The organism is Amycolatopsis albispora (assembly GCF_003312875.1).
Classification (GTDB): Bacteria; Actinomycetota; Actinomycetes; order Mycobacteriales; family Pseudonocardiaceae; genus Amycolatopsis; species Amycolatopsis albispora.
Window position 1 is genome coordinate 8,345,071 of sequence record NZ_CP015163.1, and the last position, 22,900, is coordinate 8,367,970.

General features: G+C 71.1%; 1 protein-coding gene (cut by a window edge). It reads left to right on the forward strand.

Going from position 1 to position 22,900, the window contains the following annotated elements:
- Positions 1-22,900, forward strand: partial view of a type I polyketide synthase gene (locus A4R43_RS44330; protein ID WP_236808528.1) — the 5' portion only. 9,947 nt of this gene lie beyond the right edge of the window; the window shows 22,900 of its 32,847 coding nt (coding positions 1-22,900); its start codon is at positions 1-3; its stop codon lies off the right edge, out of view.

The following is a 22,900-nucleotide window of genomic DNA, read 5'->3' on the forward strand; positions in this document are numbered from 1 at the left end:
GTGCAGCAGGATGAGCAGCAGGACAAGGTTGTCGAATACCTGAGGCGAGTCACTGTCGACCTGCGCCGGGCCCGCGAGCGGGTGCACGAGCTGGAGCGCAAGCACACCGAGCCGATCGCCATCGTCGGCATGGCCTGCCGCTACCCCGGCGGGGTGCGCTCGCCGGAGCAGCTGTGGGAGCTGCTCGCCGACGGCCGCGACGTGATCGGCGAGTTCCCCGGTGACCGCGGCTGGGACCTCGACACGCTGTTCCGCACCGGCGCCAGCCGCGCCACCGAGGGCGGTTTCGTGCACGACGCGGCCGACTTCGACGCGGGCTTCTTCGGCATCTCCCCGCGTGAGGCGCTGGGCATGGACCCGCAGCAGCGGCTCCTGCTGGAGACCTCGTGGGAGGCACTGGAGCGCGCGGGCATCGACCCGGATTCGCTGCGCGGCAGCCAGACCGGCGTGTTCACCGGCACGAACGGCCAGGACTACGCCAACCTGCTCGCCGGGGAGGCCACCACCGGGGTCATCGCCAGCGTCATCTCCGGCCGGGTTTCCTACACCTTCGGCTTCGAAGGCCCGGCGGTGTCGGTCGACACGGCTTGCTCGTCTTCGCTGGTCGCGCTGCACCTCGCGGTCCAGGCGCTGCGGGCGGGGGAATGCTCGCTCGCGCTGGCCGGTGGTGTCGCGGTGATGTCCACCCCCGGCGCGTTCACCGAGTTCACCAAGCAGGGCGCGCTCGCCGCGGACGGCCGGAGCAAGGCCTTTTCTGATCGCGCGGACGGCATGGGCTGGTCCGAGGGCGCCGGGCAACTGGTGCTGGAGCGGCTGTCCGACGCGCAGCGCAACGGGCGCACCATTCTCGCCGTCATCCGCGGCACGGCCGTCAACCAGGACGGTGCTTCGAACGGGCTGACCGCGCCGAACGGGCCGTCGCAGCAGCGGGTGATCCGGGCAGCGCTGGCGAACGCCGGACTGCAGCCGTCCGATGTGGACGCTGTGGAGGCACACGGCACCGGCACCGCCCTGGGCGACCCGATCGAGGCACACGCGTTGATGGCCGCGTACGGCCAGGACCGTGAGCACCCGCTGAAACTGGGCTCGATCAAGTCGAACCTGGGCCACGCGCAGGCCGCGGCCGGCGTGGCGGGCGTGATCAAGATGGTGCTGGCGATGCGGCACGGCACGCTGCCGAAAACCCTGCACGCCGACCGGCCGTCGTCGCACATCGACTGGTCGTCGGGAGCGGTCGAGCTGCTGACCGAGCCGGTGCCGTGGCCGCGGCCGGAGCGCCGGGCCGGGGTGTCCTCGTTCGGGGTGAGCGGTACCAACGCGCACGTTGTGCTCGAGCGGGCGCCGGAACCGGAGCCGGTCGAACCGGAGGCCGTTCGCGAGTCGCCGCTGACCGGTGTGGTGCCGTGGTTGCTTTCGGCCAGGACCGAGGCCGCGCTGACCGCTCAGGCTGCCAGGATCCAGGAAGCCGAAGGGTCCATTGAGGACATCGGCTTCTCGCTGGCCACCACCCGCGCGGCACTCGACCACCGCGCGGTGGTGCTCGATCGTGACGCCTTGGGTGCGTTCACCGCCGGAGAAGCCACCGCCGGGGTGGTCTCGGGCGTGGCGAACGCCGTCGGCCGAGCCGCCTTTGTGTTTCCGGGTCAGGGTTCGCAGTGGGTCGGCATGGGCCGGGAGCTGCTGGACGCGTCGCCGGTGTTCGCCCGCCGGATCGATGAATGCGCTGCCGCGCTGGAACCGTTTGTCGACTGGTCCCTTGTGGACGTGCTGCGTGGTGACGGCAACCTCGATCGGGTCGACGTGGTGCAGCCGGCGCTCTGGGCGGTCATGGTTTCGCTCGCCGAGCTGTGGCGTTCGGTGGGTGTCGAGCCGGAAGCCGTCATCGGGCATTCGCAGGGCGAGATCGCGGCGGCTGCCGTCTCGGGCGCGCTGAGCCTGGACGACGCGGCACGGGTGGTCGCGCTGCGCAGCATCGCGGTGGCCGAAGTGCTGGCTGGGCACGGCGGCATGGTGTCGGTCGCGCTCCCGGCCGCCGAACTGGACCTCGGCCGCTGGGGTGACCGGCTGTCCGTCGCCGCGATCAACGGGCCCGGTGCGACCGTGGTGTCCGGCGAAGTGGCCGCGCTCAACGAGCTGCTGGCCACCTGTGAAGCCGATGGCATTCGGGCGCGTCGCATCACTGTGGACTACGCGTCGCATTCGGTTCAGGTGGAGGAAATCCGCGAGCGCGTGCTCGCCGGTCTCGCTTCGATCAGCCCGCGCACCAGCGAAATTCCCTTCTACTCCACGGTCACCGGCGAGCCCATCGACACCGCGGGCCTGGACGCCGAGTACTGGTACATGAACCTGCGCCAGACCGTCGAATTCGAGCGCACCACACGCCGCCTGCTCGACGACGGATTCGACGTGTTCATCGAGCCGAGCGCGCACCCGGTGCTCACCGTCGGCGTCGAGCAGACGCTGGAGTCGGCCGGGGTGCCGGGCGTCGTGCTCGGGTCCCTGCGCCGGGACGACGGTGGTGCGCTGCGGTTCCTGACCTCGGTCGCCGAGGCGCACGTGGCCGGGGTCGCGGTGGACTGGCCGGTGTTCTTCGGCGACGCCCAGCGCGTCGACCTGCCCACCTACGCCTTCCAGCGGCAGCGTTACTGGCCGTCGGCCGCCAATGGTGCCGGTGACGTGCGGGCGGCCGGGCTGGGCTCGGTCGGACACCCGCTGCTCGGCGCGGCGGTCGAACTGGCCGAGGGCGAGCACGTTTTCACCAGCCGCCTTTCGCTGCGGTCGCACCCGTGGCTGGCCGATCACGTGGTGCACGGCAAGGCGCTGCTGCCCGGTACGGCGTTTGTCGAACTGGCCGTGCGGGCCGGGGACGAACTCGGCTGCGACCGGGTGGACGAACTCACGCTCGCGGCCCCGCTGGTCCTGCCCGAACAGGGCGCGGTCCAGCTCCAGTTGCGCGTCGGGCTGCCCGACGACCAGGGGCGGCGCGCGATCGTGGTGCACAGCCGCCCGGAGGACGCGGTCGATCTGCCGTGGACCGAGCACGCCAGCGGGTTCCTGGGCACCGGTACCCGTCCGTCCACTTTCGACAGCGTGACCTGGCCGCCGTCCGGCGCCGAGCCGATCGGCGTGGACGGCTGCTACCAGCGCTTCGCCGACGACGGTTTTGCCTACGGCCCGGTGTTCCAAGGGCTGCGGGCGGCCTGGCAGCACGGTGACGAGGTCTTTGCCGAGGTCGCTCTGCCCGAAGGGGTTTCGCCGGACGGATTCGGCCTGCACCCGGCGTTGCTGGACGCCGCCCTGCACGCCGCCGGACTGGCGGAGCTGGGCGTGTTGAGCGGGGGTGCGCTGCCGTTCTCGTGGGAAGGCGTTTCCCTGCACGCGGTCGGCGCGGCCACCGCGCGGGTTCGCCTGCGTGCCGAGGGCAGCGGGCTTTCGGTCGAGGTCGCGGACGCGGCCGGGGGACCGGTCGCCTCGATCGACTCGCTGGTGCTCCGCGAGGTGGCGGCCGACCAGGTCGGCGACCCCGCCCGCGACGGCCTGTTCCGCGTCGACTGGGTGCCCGCGCCCGCCGCTGCGGCCGAGCCGGTGTTCGCCGTGCACGAGACGTTGGAGTCCATTGAGGACGTTCCGGAGGTGGTGGTGCTGCCGCTGCCGGAGACCGGCTCGGTGCGTGAGCTCACCGCGCACGCCCTCGACCTGCTGCAACGCTGGCTGGCCGACGACCGGTTCGCCGACTCGCGGCTGGTGCTGGTCACCCGGGGCGACACGCCCGCGACCGCGGCCGTGTGGGGGCTGGTCCGCTCGGCGCAGTCGGAGAACCCGGGCCGGTTTGTCCTGGTGGAGGCCGAGGATCTGGCCCTGGTCCCGGCGGCCGTCGCCACCGGCGAGCCCCAGCTCGCCATTCGCGGCGGTGAGATCCTGGTGCCGCGCCTCGCGCGGGTGCCCGCGCCTGCCGAGCGGTTCACCTGGAATCCCGACGAACTGGTGTTGATCACCGGCGGCACCGGTGGTCTGGGCGGGGTCCTCGCCCGGCACCTGGTGCGCGAGCACGGTGTGCGGAACCTGCTGCTGGTCAGCCGCAGTGGTGCCGCCGACGTGTCGGACATCGACGCGAACGTGCAGGTCGCAGCTTGTGATGTGGCCGACCGTGACGCGCTCTCGGCGTTGCTGGCGCGGTACGACGTCAAGGCCGTGGTCCACGCGGCGGGTGTGCTCGACGACGGTGTGATCGGCTCGCTGACCCCGGAGCGGCTGGACAGCGTGCTCCGGCCGAAGCTCGACGCGGCCCGCAACCTGCACGAACTCACCGGCGACCTGTCGGCGTTCGTGGTCTATTCGGCTGGTGCCGGGGTGTTCGGCGGTGCTGGTCAGGGCAACTACGCGGCCGCGAACGCCGCGCTCGACGCGCTGATCCGGGAGCGCCACGCCGCCGGGCTGCCCGGGGTTTCGCTGGTGTGGGGCGCGTGGGACCGGACGATCGGCCTCACCGGCAGCGTCACCGACGCCGACCTGCGGCGACTGGCCCAGGACGGGATGCCGCCGCTGTCGGCGGAGCAGGGCGTCGCGTTGTTCGACGCCGCGCTGGCCACCGGTGAGCCGGTGATCCTGCCGATGAACGTGGACCTGGCGGCGCTGCGTGGTCGCGACGACGTCCCGCCCCTGCTGCGTGGCCTGGTGCGCACCCGCGCCCGGCGCGCGGCGGCCGGTGAGGAAACCGCGGGCACGCTGGCGCGGCGGCTCGCCGGGCAGAGCGACGCCGAGCGCGTGGAGTCGCTGGTGGAGGCGATCCGCGGGCTGGTCGCCGTGGTGCTCGGGTACGCGGGCCCGGCGGCGGTCGACCCGGCGCGGACCTTCCAGCACCTCGGGTTCGACTCGCTGACCGCGGTCGAACTGCGCAACCGCCTGAGCGCGGCGACCGGGCTGCGCCTGCCCGCGACCATGGTCTTCGACTACCCGACGCCGGCCGTGCTGGCTGCGTACCTGCGGGACGAGCTGTTCGGGCGCAATGAAAGCCACATTCTTAGCGCTGGACGCAATGAAAGCCACATTCATAGCGCCGACGACCCGATCGTGATCGTGGGGATGTCCTGCCGCTTCCCCGGTGGCGTGAACTCGCCGGAGGAACTGTGGGACCTGGTGCTCAACGGCACCGACGCGATCACCGGCTTCCCGGCTGACCGCGGCTGGGACCTCGACGCGCTCTACCACCCGGACCCCGACCACCCGGGCACGTCGTACGCGCGCACCGGCGGTTTCCTGCACAACGCGGCCGACTTCGATCCGGACTTCTTCGGGATGAGCCCGCGGGAAGCGCTGGCCACCGACTCGCAGCAGCGCCTGCTCCTGGAGACCTCGTGGGAGGCGCTCGAGCGCGCCGGTATCGACCCGGTTTCCTTGCGGGGCAGTCAAACCGGCGTGTTCGCCGGGGTGATGTACAACGACTACGGCTCCCTGATCGAGGACGACGAGGGGTACCAGGGCACGGGCGCGCAGCTGAGCGTCGCTTCCGGACGCCTGTCGTACACCTTCGGCTTCGAAGGCCCGGCGGTCACCGTGGACACCGCGTGCTCGTCTTCGCTGGTCGCACTGCACCTGGCGGCGCAGGCGCTGCGGTCGGGTGAATGCTCGCTGGCGCTGGCCGGTGGTGTGACGGTGATGTCCACCCCGAGCACGTATGTGACGTTTTCGCGGCAGCGGGGTCTGTCGGAAGACGGCCGGTGCAAGGCGTTCGCCGACGCGGCCGATGGTGCCGGGTTCTCCGAGGGCGTCGGCCTCCTGGTGCTGGAGCGGCTTTCGGATGCGCAGCGTAACGGGCATCAGGTGCTGGCGGTGGTGCGTGGCAGTGCGGTGAACCAGGATGGTGCTTCGAATGGGTTGACTGCGCCGAATGGTCCTTCGCAGCAGCGGGTGATCCGGCAGGCGCTGGCTTCGGCCGAACTGTCCACTTCGGATGTGGACGCGGTGGAGGCGCACGGGACCGGGACGACGCTGGGTGACCCGATCGAGGCGCAGGCACTGCTCGCCACCTACGGCCAGGACCGTGAGCGGCCGTTGCTGCTGGGTTCGATCAAGTCGAACCTCGGCCACACCCAGGCGGCGGCGGGCGTCGCCGGCGTGATCAAGATGGTCATGGCCATGCAGCACGGGGTGCTGCCGGAGACGCTGCACGTGGACGCGCCTTCGTCGCATGTGGACTGGGAGTCGGGTTCGGTCGAGCTGCTGACTTCGTCGGTCGAGTGGCCGTCGGTGGATCGGATGCGCCGGGCTGGCGTGTCGTCTTTCGGGGTCAGCGGCACGAACGCACACGTGATCCTGGAGCAGGCGACCACGGCCCCGGCCGAACCGACTGCTGTTGAGCACGCGGTGCCGCTGGTGGTGTCGGCAAAGAGCGAAGCCGCGCTGGATGACCAGATCGAACGCATCCGGTCGCTCACTGATTCGCCCGCGGACATCGGTTATTCCCTCTCGTTGCGCTCGACTTTCGAGCACCGTGCGGTGCTGCTGGATGGCGCGGAGGTCGCGCGCGGTACGGCCGTTTCCCGGCCGTTGGCGATGTTGTTCTCCGGTCAGGGCAGTCAGCGGATCGGCATGGGCCGCGAACTGTACGAGCGGTTCCCGGTGTTCGCGGAAGCTCTGGATGAGGTGCTGGCTCACCTCGATGTGCGCGAGGTGATGTGGGGCGAGGACGCCGAGGCGCTGAATCAGACGGGGAATGCTCAGCCCGCTCTGTTCGCCATCGAGGTAGCTCTCTACCGTCTGGCTGAGTCGTGGGGTCTGAAGCCTGATGTGCTGGCGGGTCATTCGATTGGTGAGGTGGCGGCGGCGCACGTCGCTGGGGTGTTCAGTCTGGAAGATGCGTGTGCGTTGATTGGTGCGCGTGCGCGGTTGATGCAGGCGTTGCCGTCCGGTGGGGCGATGGTGGCGATTCAGGCCACCGAGGACGAGATCTCCCTCACCGAGGGTGTCTCGATTGCGGCGATCAATGGGCCGGATTCGGTGGTGATCGCCGGTGAGGAAGCCGCCGTTCTGGAGATTGCGGCGGGCTTCGCCAAGACCTCCCGCCTCAAGGTCAGCCACGCCTTCCACTCGCCGCTGATGGACCCGATGCTCGACGACTTCCGCGCGGCGATCGAGGGCTTGACCTTCCATGAGCCGCACATTCCGTTGTCCACGACTGGTGATGTGACCACTGTGGACTATTGGGTGCGTCATGTGCGGGATACCGTCCGGTTTGCCGACAACGTGGCTGCCATCGGCGACGCGCACTTCCTGGAGATCGGGCCCGGTGGCGTACTGGCGGCGATGGTGGCCGAGGACGCGCTCGCGGTCCCGATGCTGCGCAAGGACCAGCCAGAAGAGGCCTCCGTCCTGACCGCTCTCGCGCGGCTGCACGTGAACGGGGTGTCCGTCGACTGGTCGCCTTTCTACGCGGGCGCCCACCGCGTCGACCTGCCGACCTACGCGTTCCAGCACCAGCGCTTCTGGCCGACGGCCGACCACCCGCTCCTGGGTGACTCCGTCGAACTCGACGAGAACGAGTTCCTGTTCACCAGCAGGCTGTCCCGCTGGACCCACTCGTGGCTCGCCGACCACCGTGTCGACGGCCAGCTCCTGCTTCCCGGCACCGCGTTTGTCGAACTCGCCCTGCGTGCCGCCGACGAGGTCGGCTACGACAGCATCGAGGAACTGACCCTCGCCGCGCCCTTGGTCCTGCCCGAACAGGGAGCCGTGCAGCTCCAGGTCCGCGTCACCGGCCAAGCCGTCACCATCCGCAGCCGCACCGAGGACGGCACGCCGTGGGTGGAGCACGCCACCGGCCTGCTCGCCACCGGCGTAGAACGGTCCACTTTCGACACCGCGACCTGGCCACCCGCCGACGCCGAACCGTTCGATGTGGACGGTTGCTACGAGCGCTTCGCCGAACTCGGCATCGAATACGGGCCCCTGTTCCAAGGGCTGCGTGCGGCCTGGCGTCGCGGTGACGACCTGTTCGCCGAGGTCTCCCTGCCCGAAGGCACCGAAGTCGGCGCCTTCGGCCTGCACCCGGCGTTGCTGGACGCGTGCCTGCACGCCGCGGCCTTTGCCGACGGTGAGACGCGGGTGCCGTTCTCCTGGCAGGGCGTTTCCCTGCACGCGACGGGCGCGACCTCGGTGCGGGTGCGGCTGTCCGCCTCCGGTGAGGTGGCCGTCGCGGATCCGTCCGGGCAGCTGGTAGCCACCGTCGGCGCGCTCGCCACCCGCCCGCTGGAGCGCGCCTCGGCGGTCCGGGCCGACGCCCTGTTCGGCCTGGACTGGGTGCCGGTCACCGCCCCCGAGCAGTCCGGCGCCGAGCCCGAAGTGTTCCGGGTGGACACCAGCGGTGACGTGGTGTCGGCTGCCCACACGGCGACCGCATGCGTGCTGGAAGCAATGCAGGACTGGCTGACCAGCGAGCGGTCGGCGCGGCTGGTTGTTGTCACCGGCAACGACCCGGCGGCCGCAGCGGTCGGCGGGCTGGTGCGGTCGGCGCAGGCCGAGCACCCCGGCCGGTTCGGCCTGATCGAGACCGACGGCGACGTGCCGCCGGAGGCCTTCGCGGTGGACGAGCCGCACATCGCCATTCGCGATGGCGAGATCCTCGTGCCGCGCCTGGTGCGCACGACCCCGCAGGAGCCGATCACCTGGACTGGCCAGGTGCTGATCACCGGTGGCACCGGCGGGCTCGGCCTGGAGATCGCCCGGCATCTGGTGCGCGAGCACGGGGTGCGGGACCTGCTGCTGGTCAGCCGCAGCGGTGAGGCCGACGTGTCGGACATCGACGCGAATGTGCAGGTCGAGGCCTGCGACGTCGCCGACCGCGAGGCGCTGGCCGAGCTGCTGGCCCGGCACAACGTCAAGGCCGTCATCCACACGGCCGGCGTGCTCGACGACGGCCTGCTCGACTCGCTCTCCGAGGAGAGCCTGGACCAGGTGCTGCGCCCCAAGGTCGACGGCGCTTGGAACCTGCACGAGCTGACCGGCGACCTGGACGCGTTTGTGGTGTTCTCCTCGGTCGCCGGGGTGTTCGGCACCGCCGGGCAGGGCAACTACGCCGCCGCCAACTCGTTCCTCGACGCGCTCGCCGCCCACCGGCGGGCCCAGGGCCTGCCCGGCGTTTCGCTGGCGTGGGGTGCTTGGGCGGACACCGGCATGATGGCGGGTTCGGACGCCGAACGCATGGCCCGCGCGGGCATGCGTGCGGTGTCGCCGGAGGAGGGCGTCCGGCTGTTCGACGCCGCGCTGGCCGGGGAACCGCTCGTGCTCCCCGTCCACCTGGACCTGGCCGCGCTGCGGGCGAGCGGCGACGTGCGTCCGCTGCTGCGTGGCCTGATCCGGACGCGGACGCGCCGGTCCGCGGTCGGCGCCGAAGCCGCCGACTCGCTGGTCCGCCGCCTGAGCGCGCTGGGGGAGGACGAGCGCCGCGAGGTGCTGGTCGACCTGGTGCGCGGGCAGGTCGCGGCGGTGCTCGGGCACGGCACCACCAGCCGCGTGGAGCCGACGCGGCCGTTCAAGGACCTCGGCTTCGATTCGCTGACCGCGATCGAGCTGCGCAACCGGCTGGGTGAGGCCAGCGGCCTGCGGCTGCCCGCGACGCTGATCTTCGACTATCCGACGCCAGCCGTCCTGGCCGCGTACCTGGGTGACGAGTTGTTCGGCCGCAATGAAAGCCACATTCTTAGCGGTGCCGGACGCAATGAAAGCCACATTCATAGCGCCGACGACCCGATCGTGATCGTCGGCATGGCGTGCCGCTTCCCCGGTGGCGTCGAATCGCCGGAGGACCTGTGGCGCCTGGCGATGGACGGGACCGACGCGGTGTCCGGCTTCCCGGCCGACCGAGGCTGGGACCTGGAGCGGCTGTACCACCCGGACCCCGACCACCCCGGCACCTCGTACACCCGGCACGGCGGTTTCCTGCACAACGCGGCCGAGTTCGACCCGGCGTTCTTCGGGATGAGCCCGCGGGAAGCCCTCGCCACCGACACGCAGCAGCGCCTCCTGCTGGAGACCTCGTGGGAGGCGATCGAACGGGCCGGTATCGACCCGGTTTCCTTGCGTGGCAGTCAAACCGGCGTCTTTGCCGGGGTGATGTACAACGACTACGGCTCGCTCGTCGAAGGCGACGAGGGTTACGAGGGCACCAGCACGTCACCCAGCGTGGCGTCCGGCCGGGTTGCCTACACGCTCGGGCTCGAGGGCCCGGCGGTCACCGTGGACACCGCGTGTTCGTCGTCGCTGGTGGCGATGCATTGGGCGATGCAGGCGCTGCGGAGTGGCGAGTGCTCGCTGGCGTTGGCCGGTGGTGTGACGGTGATGTCCACGCCGAGCACGTTCGTCTCGTTCTCACGGCAGCGCGGGCTTTCGGAGGACGGCCGGTGCAAGGCGTACTCCGATGACGCGGACGGCGTGGGCTGGTCCGAAGGCGTCGGCTTGGTGGTGTTGGAACGGCTCTCGGATGCGCAGCGCAATGGGCACCAGGTGCTGGCGGTGGTTCGTGGTAGTGCGGTGAACCAGGATGGTGCTTCGAATGGGTTGACCGCGCCGAATGGTCCATCGCAGCAGCGCGTGATCCGGCAGGCGCTGGCTTCGGCTGGACTGTCCACTCAGGACGTGGATGTGGTGGAAGGCCACGGCACCGGGACGACGCTGGGTGACCCGATCGAGGCGCAGGCGCTACTGGCGACGTATGGGCAGGATCGTGAGCGGCCGTTGCTGCTGGGTTCGATCAAGTCGAACCTGGGCCACACCCAGGCGGCGGCGGGCGTCGCCGGGGTGATGAAGATGGTGATGGCGCTGCGGCACGGGGTGCTGCCGCGCACGCTGCACGCCGAGACGCCTTCGTCGCATGTGGACTGGGAGTCGGGTTCGGTCGAGCTGCTGACTTCGTCGGTCGAGTGGCCGTCGGTGGACCGGATGCGCCGGGCTGGCGTGTCGTCGTTCGGCGTCAGCGGCACGAACGCGCACCTCATTCTGGAGCAGGCGCAGGAGGTCGTGACGCCGCCCGCCGAGGCGGACGGAATGGTGCCGTGGGTGGTGTCCGCGCGGACCGAGGCCGCGTTGGACGAGCAGATCGACCGCCTCCGGGCGCTGGACGCGTCCCCGGTGGACGTCGGGCATTCGCTGCTGACCTCACGGTCGCTGTTCGAGCAGCGTGCGGTGTTGCTGGATGGTGTCGAGGTCGCGCGCGGTACGGCCGTTTCCCGGCCGTTGGCGATGTTGTTCTCCGGTCAGGGTTCTCAGCGGATCGGTATGGGCCGCGAGCTGTATGCCCGTTTCCCGGTGTTCGCGGAAGCTCTGGATGAGGTGTTGGTTCACCTTGATGTGCGTGAGGTGATGTGGGGTGAGGATGCCGAGGCGCTGAATCAGACGGGGAATGCTCAGCCCGCTTTGTTCGCCATTGAGGTGGCGTTGTTCCGTCTGGCTGAGTCGTGGGGTCTGAAGCCGGATGTGCTGGCTGGTCATTCGATTGGTGAGGTGGCGGCTGCGCACGTCGCTGGAGTGTTCAGTCTGGAAGATGCGTGTGTGTTGATTGGTGCGCGTGCGCGGTTGATGCAGGCGTTGCCGTCCGGTGGGGCGATGGTGGCGATTCAGGCCACCGAGGCTGAGATTCCCCTGCGTGAGGGTGTTTCGATCGCGGCGATCAATGGGCCGGATTCGGTGGTGATCGCTGGTGAGGAAGCCACCGTCCTGGAGATCGCGGCCGGATTCGCCAAGACTTCGCGCCTCAAGGTGAGCCACGCGTTCCATTCGCCGCTGATGGAGCCGATGCTTGACGACTTCCGTGCGGCGATCGAGGGCTTGACCTTCCACGAGCCGCGCATCCCGTTGTCCACGACTGGTGATGTGACCACTGTGGACTATTGGGTGCGGCACGTGCGGGATACCGTGCGGTTTGCCGACAACGTGACGGCGATCGGGGATGCGCACTTCCTGGAGATTGGGCCCGGTGGCGTACTGGCGGCGATGGTGGCCGAGGACGCGCTCGCGGTCCCGATGTTGCGCAAGGACCAGCCAGAAGAGGCCTCCGCCCTGACCGCTCTCGCGCGGCTCCACGTGAATGGCGTGTCCGTCGACTGGTCACCCTTCTACGCGGGCGCCCACCGCGTCGATCTCCCGACCTATGCCTTCCAGCGGCGCCGGTTCTGGCCGACCAGGCACCGCACCGGCGACGCCTCCGGGCTCGGGCTGACCGCGGTCGAACACCCGCTCCTCGGCGCCTCGGTGGACCTCGCCGAGCGCACCGGCGCGTTGTTCACCAGCCGCCTGTCCACCAGCACGCAGCCCTGGCTCGCCGACCACGCGGTCGGCGGCCGGGTCATCCTGCCCGGCGCCGCCTTCGCCGAACTGGCCCTGCGTGCCGGGGACGAACTCGGCCACAACCAGGTCAGCGAACTCACCCTCGCCGAGCCGCTCGTGCTGGACCGCGCGGTTCAGGTGCAGGTCACCGTCGATGAGGCGGGTTCGTTCGCGGTGTACTCGCGGCCCGAAAACGCGGACGACCTGCCGTGGACCCAGCACGCCACCGGCACGCTGACCACCGGCGAATTCCGTGCCGACTTCGACGCCACCGCGTGGCCGCCCGCGGGCGCGCGACCGGCCGAAGTGGACTACGACCGGTTCGCCGACCACGGCTTCACCTACGGCCCCGCGTTCCAGGGCCTGCGCGCTGCCTGGCGGACCGACGACGCGATCTACGCCGAGGTCGCGCTGCCCGAAGACGTCTCGCCCGACGGTTTCGGCATCCATCCCGCGCTGCTGGACGCGAGCCTGCACGCGCTGCTGGCCGCCGGGGAAGGCACCCCCGGCATGCCGTTCTCGTGGACCGGCGTGTCCCTGCACGCGGTCGGCGCGAAGACCGTGCGCGCCCGGCTGGTCCAGGACGGCGACACGGTGTCGATCGCGCTGGCCGACCCCGCCGGCGAACCGGTCGCCTCGGTTGAATCGCTGGTCACGCGCCCGGTCACGGCCGGGCGGACCACCGAGGCGGCCGATCTGTTCGAGCTGGAATGGCGTGCGGTCACCGCTCCCGCGGCTTCCGGCGACGAACCCGTGGTGTTCCGGGTGGACACCAGCGGTGACGTGGTGCCTGCCGTGCACACGGCGACCGCCCAGGTGCTGGCGGCGTTGCAGGACTGGCTGACCAGCGAACAGTCGGCGCGACTGGTCGTGGTCACCGGTACCGACCTCGTCGGTGCCGCGGTCGGCGGGCTGGTGCGGTCGGCGCAGGCCGAGCACCCGGGCCGGTTCGGCCTGATCGAGGCCGATGGTGAGGTGCCGCCGGAGGCCTTCGCGGTGGACGAGCCGCACGTGAGGGTCCAGGACGGTCAGCTGCTGGTGCCGCGCCTGGTGCGCGCCATCCCGCAGGAGCCGATCACCTGGACTGGGCAGGTGCTGATCACCGGTGGCACCGGTGGTCTGGGCCTGGAGATCGCCCGGCATCTGGTGCGCGAGCACGGGGTGCGGGATCTGCTGCTGGTCAGCCGCAGTGGCCGCGCGGACGTGTCGGACATCGACGCGAATGTGCAGGTAGAAGCCTGCGACGTCGCCGACCGTGAGGCATTGGCCGAGTTGCTGGCCCGGCACAACGTCAAGGCCGTCATCCACGCGGCGGGTGTGCTCGACGACGGCGTGATCGGCTCGCTGACCCCCGAGCGCATCGACGCCGTCCTGCGGCCGAAGGTGGACGCGCTCTGGAACCTGCACGAACTGGCCGATGTGGACACGTTCGTGGTGTTCTCGTCCATCGCCGGGGTGCTCGGCGGCGCGGGACAGGGCAACTACGCCGCCGCCAACTCCTTCGCCGACGCGCTGGCCGCCCACCGGTGGGCACAGGGCCTTCCCGCGGTGTCGATGGCCTGGGGTGCCTGGGAAACCGGCATGGCCGGAACACTGTCCGAAGCGGACACGCGGCGGCTGGAACGCGCTGGTATGCCGCCGCTGCCCACCGAGCAGGGCCTTCGCCTGTTCGACGCCGCGCTGGCGGGCGGCCCGCTGGTGGTGCCCGTGCGCCTCGACCTGCCCGTGCTGCGGACGCGGGACGAGCTTCCGTCGCTGCTGCGCGGCCTGGTCCGGACGCGGACCCGTCGCTCCATCGCCGGGTCGGAAACCGCGGCGGGCCTGGTCCAGCGGCTGAGCGGCCGCACCGAGGCCGACCGGCTCGGCGCGCTGCTCGACCTGGTGCGCACGCAGGTGGCCGGGGTGCTCGGGCACACCGACGCCGCCGAGATCGACCCGGGCAGGCAGTTCTCCGACCTCGGCTTCGACTCGCTGACCGCGGTCGAGCTGCGCAACCGGCTGACCACGGCGACCGGGCTGAAGCTGCCCGCGACCCTGGTCTTCGACCATCCGACCCCGGCGGTGCTGGCCGCGCACCTGGCCGACGAGCTGTTCGGCCGCAATGAAAGCCACATTCTTAGCGGTGCCGGCCGCAATGAAAGCCACATTCATAGCGCTGACGACCCGATCGTGATCGTCGGGATGTCCTGCCGCTTCCCCGGTGGCGTCGCCTCACCCGAGGACCTGTGGCGCCTGGTGTCCGAGGGCGGCGACGCGATCACCGAGTTCCCCGCCGACCGCGGCTGGGACCTGGACTCGCTCTACGATCCGGACCCCGAGCGGCCCGGCACCTCCTACACGCGCGAGGGCGGCTTCCTGCAGGACGCCGCCCAGTTCGACCCGGCCTTCTTCGGCATGAGCCCGCGTGAAGCCCTCGCCACCGACTCGCAGCAACGCCTGCTGCTGGAGAGTTCCTGGGAGGCGCTGGAGCGCGCGGGCATCGACCCGGCTTCGCTCAAGGGCAGCCAGACCGGCGTGTTCACCGGCGTCATGTACAGCGACTACGCGTCCCTGCTGAACGGCGACGACTTCGAGAACTACCAGGCGACAAGCACCTCACCGAGCGTCGCCTCCGGCCGGGTCGCCTACACGCTCGGGCTCGAAGGCCCGGCGGTCACGGTGGACACCGCGTGCTCCTCGTCGCTGGTGGCGATGCACTGGGCGATGCAGGCGCTGCGCAACGGTGAATGCTCGCTGGCGCTGGCCGGTGGTGTCACGGTGATGTCCACTCCGAACACCTTCATCGCCTTCTCGCGCCAACGAGGGCTCGCCGAGGACGGCCGGTGCAAGGCCTACTCCGACAGCGCGGACGGTGTCGGCTGGTCCGAGGGTGTCGGCCTGGTGGTGCTGGAACGCCTTTCGGACGCCAAGCGCAACGGGCACCAGATCCTCGCCGTGGTCCGGGGCAGCGCGGTCAACCAGGACGGCGCGTCGAACGGGCTGACCGCACCCAACGGCCCGGCACAGCAGCGGGTCATCCGGGCCGCGCTGGCGAGCGCCGGACTGTCCACAGAGGACGTGGACGCGGTGGAAGGCCACGGCACCGGCACCACGCTGGGCGACCCGATCGAGGCGCAGGCCCTGCTCGCCACCTACGGCCAGGACCGCGAACGGCCGTTGCTGCTGGGCTCGGTCAAGTCGAACCTGGGCCACACCCAGGCCGCCGCCGGTGTGGCCGGGGTGATCAAGATGGTGCTCGCGCTGCGGCACGGCATGCTGCCGCGCACCCTGCACGCTTCGACGCCATCGTCGCATGTGGACTGGGAAGCCGGTGCCGTCGAGCTGCTGACCGAGCCGACCGCGTGGCCAGAGGTCGAGCGGACTCGCCGGGCCGCGGTCTCGTCGTTCGGCGTCAGCGGCACGAACGCCCACCTGATCCTGGAGCAGGCGCCCGAACCGCCACCGGCCGCGCCTGCCGAGCCGGTGGCCGGGGTGGTGCCCTGGGTGCTGTCGGGCAAGTCGGCGGCGGCGCTGCGGGACCAGGCCATTCGTCTGTCCGAAGTGGACGAGGGCGCGGTGGACGTGGGCTACTCGCTGGCGACCACCCGAACCGCCTTCGAACACCGCGCGGTTGTGCTCGGTGACAACCACCGGGAACTGCTGCGTTCCCTGGACGAACCCGACGGTGGTGTGATCACCGGGGTCGCCGGGCCGGTCGGCAAGACCGTTTTTGTGTTCCCCGGTCAGGGTTCGCAGTGGCTCGGCATGGGGCAGGACCTGCTGGCGACTTCACCGGTGTTCGCCGAGCGGATCACCGAATGCGCCGCGGCGCTGGATCCCTTTGTCGACTGGAACCTGCTCGACGCGCTGCGTGGTGACGTCGATCTCGAACGAGTCGATGTGGTGCAGCCGGTGCTGTGGGCCGTGATGGTTTCGCTGGCCGAGCTGTGGCGTTCGGCCGGGGTCACCGCCGACGCGGTGGTCGGCCACTCGCAGGGGGAGATCGCGGCGGCCGTGGTCGCCGGCGCGCTCAGCCTGGAGGACGCGGCCCGCGTGGTCGCGCTGCGCAGCCAGGCCGTGGCGGAGTCGCTGGCCGGGCACGGCGGCATGATGTCGGTGGCCCAGCCGGTGGACGAACTGCGCCCGCGGCTGAAGCTGTGGGGCCAGCGCATCTCGGTCGCCGCGGTCAACGGGCCGGGCGCGACCGTGGTCGCCGGTGAGGCGGCCGCGCTCGACGAACTCAAGGCCGCCTGCGAAGCCGACGGCATCCGCGCCCGCCGCATCTCGGTGGACTACGCCTCGCACACCCCGCAGGTGGAGACCATTCGCGAGCGCGTGCTCGCCGACCTGGCGCCGATCAGCCCGCACACCGGCGAGATCCCGTTCTACTCCACGGTTTCCGGTGAGCCGATCGACACCGCGCGCCTCGACGCCGGGTACTGGGTGACCAACCTGCGCCAGACAGTCGAGTTCGAACGCGCCACCCGCAAGCTGCTCGACGACGGCTACCGCGTGTTTGTCGAGCCGAGCGCGCACCCGGTGCTGACCGTCGGCGTGGAGCAGACGCTGGAAGCCGCGGGTGTCGCCGGGATCGTGCTCGGCACGCTCCGGCGTGACGACGGTGACTGGCTGCGGTTCACCACCTCCGTGGCCGAGGCCCACGTGCAGGGCGTTCCGGTGGACTGGACCGCGTTCTTCCCCGAGGGCGCCCGGCGGGTCGACCTGCCCACCTACGCCTTCCAGCACGAGCGCTACTGGCCCAGTGCCACCGGCGGCGCGGGTGATGTGCGTGCCGCCGGGCTGGGTGCGGTCGAGCACCCGCTGCTCGGCGCGGCCGTGGAACTCGCCGAGGGCGAAGGTGTGCTCACCAGCCGCCTTTCGCTGCGCTCGCACCCGTGGCTGGCGGAGCACGCGGTCAACGGACAGGCCTTGCTGCCGGGCACCGCGTTTGTCGAGCTGGCCGTGCGCGCGGGTGATGAGGTCGGCTGCGACCGGGTCGAGGAACTGACCCTCGCGGCTCCGCTGGTGCTGACCGAGCGCGCGGTGCGCGTCCAGGTCCGCGTCGGCGCGGCCGACGAAAACGAGCAGCGCACCATCACCATCCACAGCCGCCCTGAGGATGCTGTGGACGAACCGTGGACCGAGCACGCCACCGGTGTGCTCGCCGTCGGTGAGCACACCGCGGAGTTCGACACGGCCTGGCCGCCCGCCGGCGCGGAACCGATCGAAGTGGACGGTTGTTACCAGCGCTTCGCCGAACTCGGTTTCGAATACGGCTCGGTGTTCCAGGGCCTGCGTGCGGCTTGGCGGCTCGGTGACGAGATCTTCGCCGAAGCCGCGTTGCCCGAAGGCGTTTCGCCGGACGGCTTCGGCCTGCACCCGGCACTGCTCGACGCGAGCCTGCACGCGCCACTGCTGGCCGGGATCGCCGACGGCGGGGGCGGCGGGTTGCCGTTCTCGTGGGAGGGCGTGTCGCTGCACGCGACGGCCGCTTCCGCGGTGCGTGTCCGGTTCACCCCCACCGGTGAGGGCTTTGCCATCGCGGTGGCCGATCCGGTCGGTGCGCCGGTCGCCTCGGTGCGGTCGCTGGTCACGCGGGTGGTGGCCGAACCGGTGGCGCGGCGCGAGCCGCTGTTCCGCCTCGACTGGGTGCCCGCCACCGCCGAGTCCACTGTGGACGAGTACGAGGTGTACGAGGTCGAGACCAGTGGTGACGTGGTCGAGGCCACCCACGCGGCCGCGGCCGAGGTGCTCGGGGTGCTCCAGCGGTGGCTGGCCGAGGAACGCTACGCGCGCCTGGTGATCGTGACCCGCGGCGGGCTCGCCGCCGCTGCGGTCGGCGGCCTGGTCCGGGTTGCGCAGGCGGAGAACCCCGGGCGGTTCGGGCTGATCGAGGCCGACGGTGACGTGCCGCCGGAGGCCTTCGCGGTGGACGAGCCACACGTGAGGGTCCAGGACGGTCAGCTGCTGGTGCCGCGCCTGGCGCGTACGCAGCCGGAAGGCGAGTTCACCTGGTCCGGTCAGGTGCTGATCACCGGCGGCACCGGCGGGCTCGGTCTCGCGGTCGCCCGGCATCTGGTGGCTGAGCACGGGGTGCGGGATCTGCTGCTGGTCAGCCGAAGTGGCCAGGCCGATGTGTCGGACATCGACGCGAACGTGCAGGTCGAGGCCTGCGATGTGACCGACCGCGAGGCGCTGGCCGAGCTGCTGGCCCGGCACGACGTCAAGGCCGTCATCCACACCGCCGGGGTGCTCGACGACGGCGTGATCGGTTCCCTCGACGCGGACCGGCTCGGCACGGTGTTCCGGCCGAAGGTCGATGCCGCGTGGAACCTGCACGAGCTGACCGGCGACCTGGACGCGTTCGTGCTGTTCTCCTCGGCCGCCGGGGTGTTCGGCACCGCCGGGCAGGGCAACTACGCCGCGGCGAACGCCTTCCTGAACGCGCTCGCCGAGCACCGCCGCGCGGCGGGCCTGCCCGCGGTCTCGCTCGCGTGGGGTGCCTGGGACCAGACCGGCATGCTGGCCGATTCGGACGCGGCGGACCGCCTCGGCCGGGCCGGAATGCCGCCGATGACCGTCGAGCAGGGCCTGGCGTTGTTCGACGACGCCATGGCCGCCGCCGAACCCACGCTGGTGCCGATCCGGCTGGACCTGCCCGGGTTGCGTGCGCAGGGCGAGGTGCGGCCACTGCTGCGCGGGCTCGTCCGCAGCCGCTCGCGGCGCACGGTCGCCGGGGCGGAAACCGCGACGACCCTGGTGCAGCGGCTCGCGTCGCTGAGCGAGGCCCCCCGCACCGACGCGCTCGCCGACCTGGTGCGCGCGCAGGTCGCGGTAGTGCTGGGGTACTCCGGTGCCGAGGCGGTCGACCCGATGCTGGCCTTCCAGAGCATGGGCTTCGACTCGCTGACCGCCGTGCAGCTGCGCAACCGCCTGACCACGGCGACCGGGCTGAAGCTGCCCGCGACCCTGGTCTTCGACTACCCGACCCCGGCGGTGCTGGCTGCGTACCTGCGGGACGAGCTGTTCGACGCCGACACTGTCGTCCCGCAGCAGATCAACCGGGCGGTGGCCGACGACCCGATTGTGATCGTGGGGATGTCCTGCCGCTTCCCCGGTGGCGTCGGCTCGCCGGAGGACCTGTGGCGCCTGGTGTCCGAGGGCGGCGACGCGATCACCGGCTTCCCGGGCAACCGCGGCTGGGACCTCGACGCGCTGTACAACCCGAACCCCGAAGTCTCCGGCACCTCGTACACGCGCGTCGGCGGGTTCCTGCACGACGCCGGCGAGTTCGACCCGGTGTTCTTCGGCATGAGCCCGCGTGAGGCGCTGGCCACGGACGCCCAGCAGCGCCTGCTGCTGGAGGGTTCGTGGGAGGCGCTGGAGCGCGCCGGTATCGACCCGGCGTCCTTGCGCGGCAGTCAGACCGGCGTGTTCGCGGGCGTGATGTACAGCGACTACGCGACGATCCTGGACGCCGAGACCTCCGAAGGCTTCCAGGCGACCGGCGGTTCGCTGAGCGTCGCTTCCGGGCGCGTGTCCTACACCTTCGGCTTCGAGGGCCCCGCGGTCACCGTCGACACGGCCTGCTCGTCCTCGCTGGTCACCATGCACCTGGCGGCGCAGTCGCTGCGGCAGGGCGAATGCGACCTGGCGCTGGCCGGTGGGGTCACGGTGATGGCCACCCCGAGCACCTTCGTCGAGCTGTCGCGCCAGCGCGGGCTTTCCGTGGACGGCCGGTGCAAGGCGTTCTCCGACTCCGCCGACGGCACCGGCTTCTCCGAGGGCGTCGGCCTGCTGGTGCTCGAGCGGATGTCCGACGCGAAGCGCAACGGGCACACCATTCTCGCGGTCGTGCGCGGCAGCGCGGTCAACCAGGACGGTGCTTCGAACGGGCTGACCGCGCCGAATGGTCCTTCGCAGCAGCGGGTGATCCGGCAGGCGCTGGCCAACTCCGGCCTGTCCACTTCGGACGTCGATGTGGTGGAGGCGCACGGCACCGGCACCACCCTGGGTGACCCGATCGAGGCGCAGGCGTTGCTGGCGACCTACGGGCAGGAGCGCGAGCGGCCGCTGTACGTCGGCTCGGTGAAGTCCAATCTCGGGCACACGCAGGCCGCGGCTGGGGTCGCCGGCGTGATCAAGATGGTGATGGCGCTGCGGCACGGCGTGCTGCCGAAGACGCTGCACGTCGATGTGCCGTCGTCCAAGGTGGACTGGGAGGCCGGTTCCGTCGAGGTGCTGATGCGCACGACGGACTGGCCGGAGGTCGACCGGGTGCGCCGCGCGGGGGTGTCGTCGTTCGGCATCAGCGGCACGAACGCCCACGTGATCCTGGAGCAGGCACCCAGGTCGGACGCGCCGCTGCTGGAACTGCCCGCCGGACCGGCCCCGATCGAAGGCCAGGCGCCGTGGGTGCTGTCGGCGAAGTCGGCTGCCGCGCTCGACATGCAGCTGGACCGGATCCGGTCGCTGGACGCGGATCGGGTGGACGTCGGTGCGTCGTTGCTGACGACGCGGGCGGTGTTCGACTCACGCGCGGTGCTGCTGGACTCGGGTGTGGTGCGCGGCAACGTCGTGGAGGGTGCTGGGGTTCCGGTGTTTGTGTTCCCTGGTCAGGGGGCGCAGTGGGCTGGGATGGCGCTGGAGTTGCTGGATTCGTCGCCGGTGTTCGCGGAGTGGATGGCCGAGTGCGACCGGGTGGTCGGCGAGTTGGTCGGCTGGTCGGTGCTTGAGAAGTTGCGTGAGGGCAGCGGTGCGCTGGAGCGCATTGAGGTGTTGCAGCCGTTGTTGTTCGCGGTGATGGTGTCGTTGGCGCAGTTGTGGCGTTCGGTGGGTGTGGAGCCTGCTGCGGTGGTGGGTTCGTCGCAGGGTGAGATTCCGGCGGCGTACATCGCGGGTGCGTTGAGTCTGGAGGACGCGGCGAAGATTGTGGTGTTGCGCAGCCAGTTGTTCGCCGATGAGTTGGTGGGCAATGGCGCGGTGGCCTCGATCGCGTTGTCCGAGGAACAGGCACGGGCACGCCTGAACGGTGAGCTGACCATCGCCGGGGTGAACGGGCCGCAGGCCGTCACCGTGGCCGGACCGCTGGAGCCGTTGAACGAGTTTGTGGCGGCTTGTGTGGCGGAGGACATCCGGGCGCGGGTGGTTCCGTCCACTGTGGCTTCGCATTGCGCTCAGGTGGATCCGCTGCGGGACGCGATCCTGGAAATGTTCGCCGAGATCAAGCCGTTGGAGGCGCGGATCCCGTTCTATTCGACGGTGACCGGTGGTCTGGTGGACGGCAGTGAGCTGGGGCCGGAGTACTGGTTCCACAACGCCCGCCAGCCGGTCAACTTCGCGGGTGCGGTCAAGACCATGCTCGACGACGGCTTCCGCGTGTTCGTCGAGCCGAGCGCGCACCCGGTGCTGACCATGGCCGCGCAGCAGACGGCCGAATCGCTGGACGTGCCGACCGTTGCGGTGGGCTCGCTCCGGCGGGACGAGGGCGGGCCCGCTCGGTTCATGACCTCGCTCGCCGAGGCCTACGTCGCCGGGGTTTCCGTGGACTGGCGGATCTTCTTCGCCGGTACGCGAGCGCGGCGAGTCGATCTGCCGACGTACGCCTTCCAGCACAAGCAGTTCTGGCCGGAGCCGCTGACCCCGGCATCCACCGTGGACCCGGTGGACGCGGAGTTCTGGGAGTTGGTCGAAGAAGGCGACTTCGCGGCCGAACTGGACCTGGACACCGACACCGCGGCACGCGTCGTTCCCGCGCTGGCCGGGTGGCGCAGCCGCCGCCGCGCGAAGTCCACAGTGGATTCCTGGCGGTACGCCGAGTCGTGGTCACCGATCAAGCCGTCCGGGGCGCTGTCCGGGACCTGGCTGGTGGTGGTGCCCGAGGGCGGCGAGCCGATCGATCTCGGCACGGAGACCGTCACGCTGGAGGTCGGTGACGTCGGCCGCGACGAGCTGGCCGAGACGTTGCGTGAGATCGACGGCGAGTTCACCGGGGTGCTGTCCCTGCTGGCCACCGCCGACGCGCCGCGGACGGGTGCCGTTCCCGCCGGGCTGGCGCGCTCGCTGTTCCTCATCCAGGCGCTGGGCGACGCCGGGATCGACGCTCCACTGTGGAACGTCACGCGCGGTGCGGTCGCGGTGGCGGATGCCGCCGAGGTCACCGAACCCGACCAGGCCGCGCTCTGGGGCCTCGGCCGGGCCGTCGCGCTCGAAGAACCACAGCGCTGGGGTGGTCTGGTCGATGTGCCCGAAGGCAGGGACGACCGGCTGCCCGCGGTGCTGTCCGGGGCCGAGGACCAGGTGGCGATCCGCGCCGACGGCGTGTACGGGCGCCGCCTGGTGCACGCGGCCCCGGCCGAGCCGGTACGGGACTGGCAGCCGAGCGGCACGGTCCTGATCACCGGCGGGACCGGCGGCCTCGGCGGGTACGTGGCGCGCTGGGCGGTCGAGACCGGCGCCGAGCACGTCCTGCTCACCAGCCGCCGCGGCCTCGACGCGCCGGGCGCGCCGGAGCTGCGCGACGAACTCGAAGGCATGGGCGCCCGCGTCACCGTGGCCGCCTGCGACGCCGCCGACCGGGACGCGCTGGCCGCGCTGCTGGCGGAAC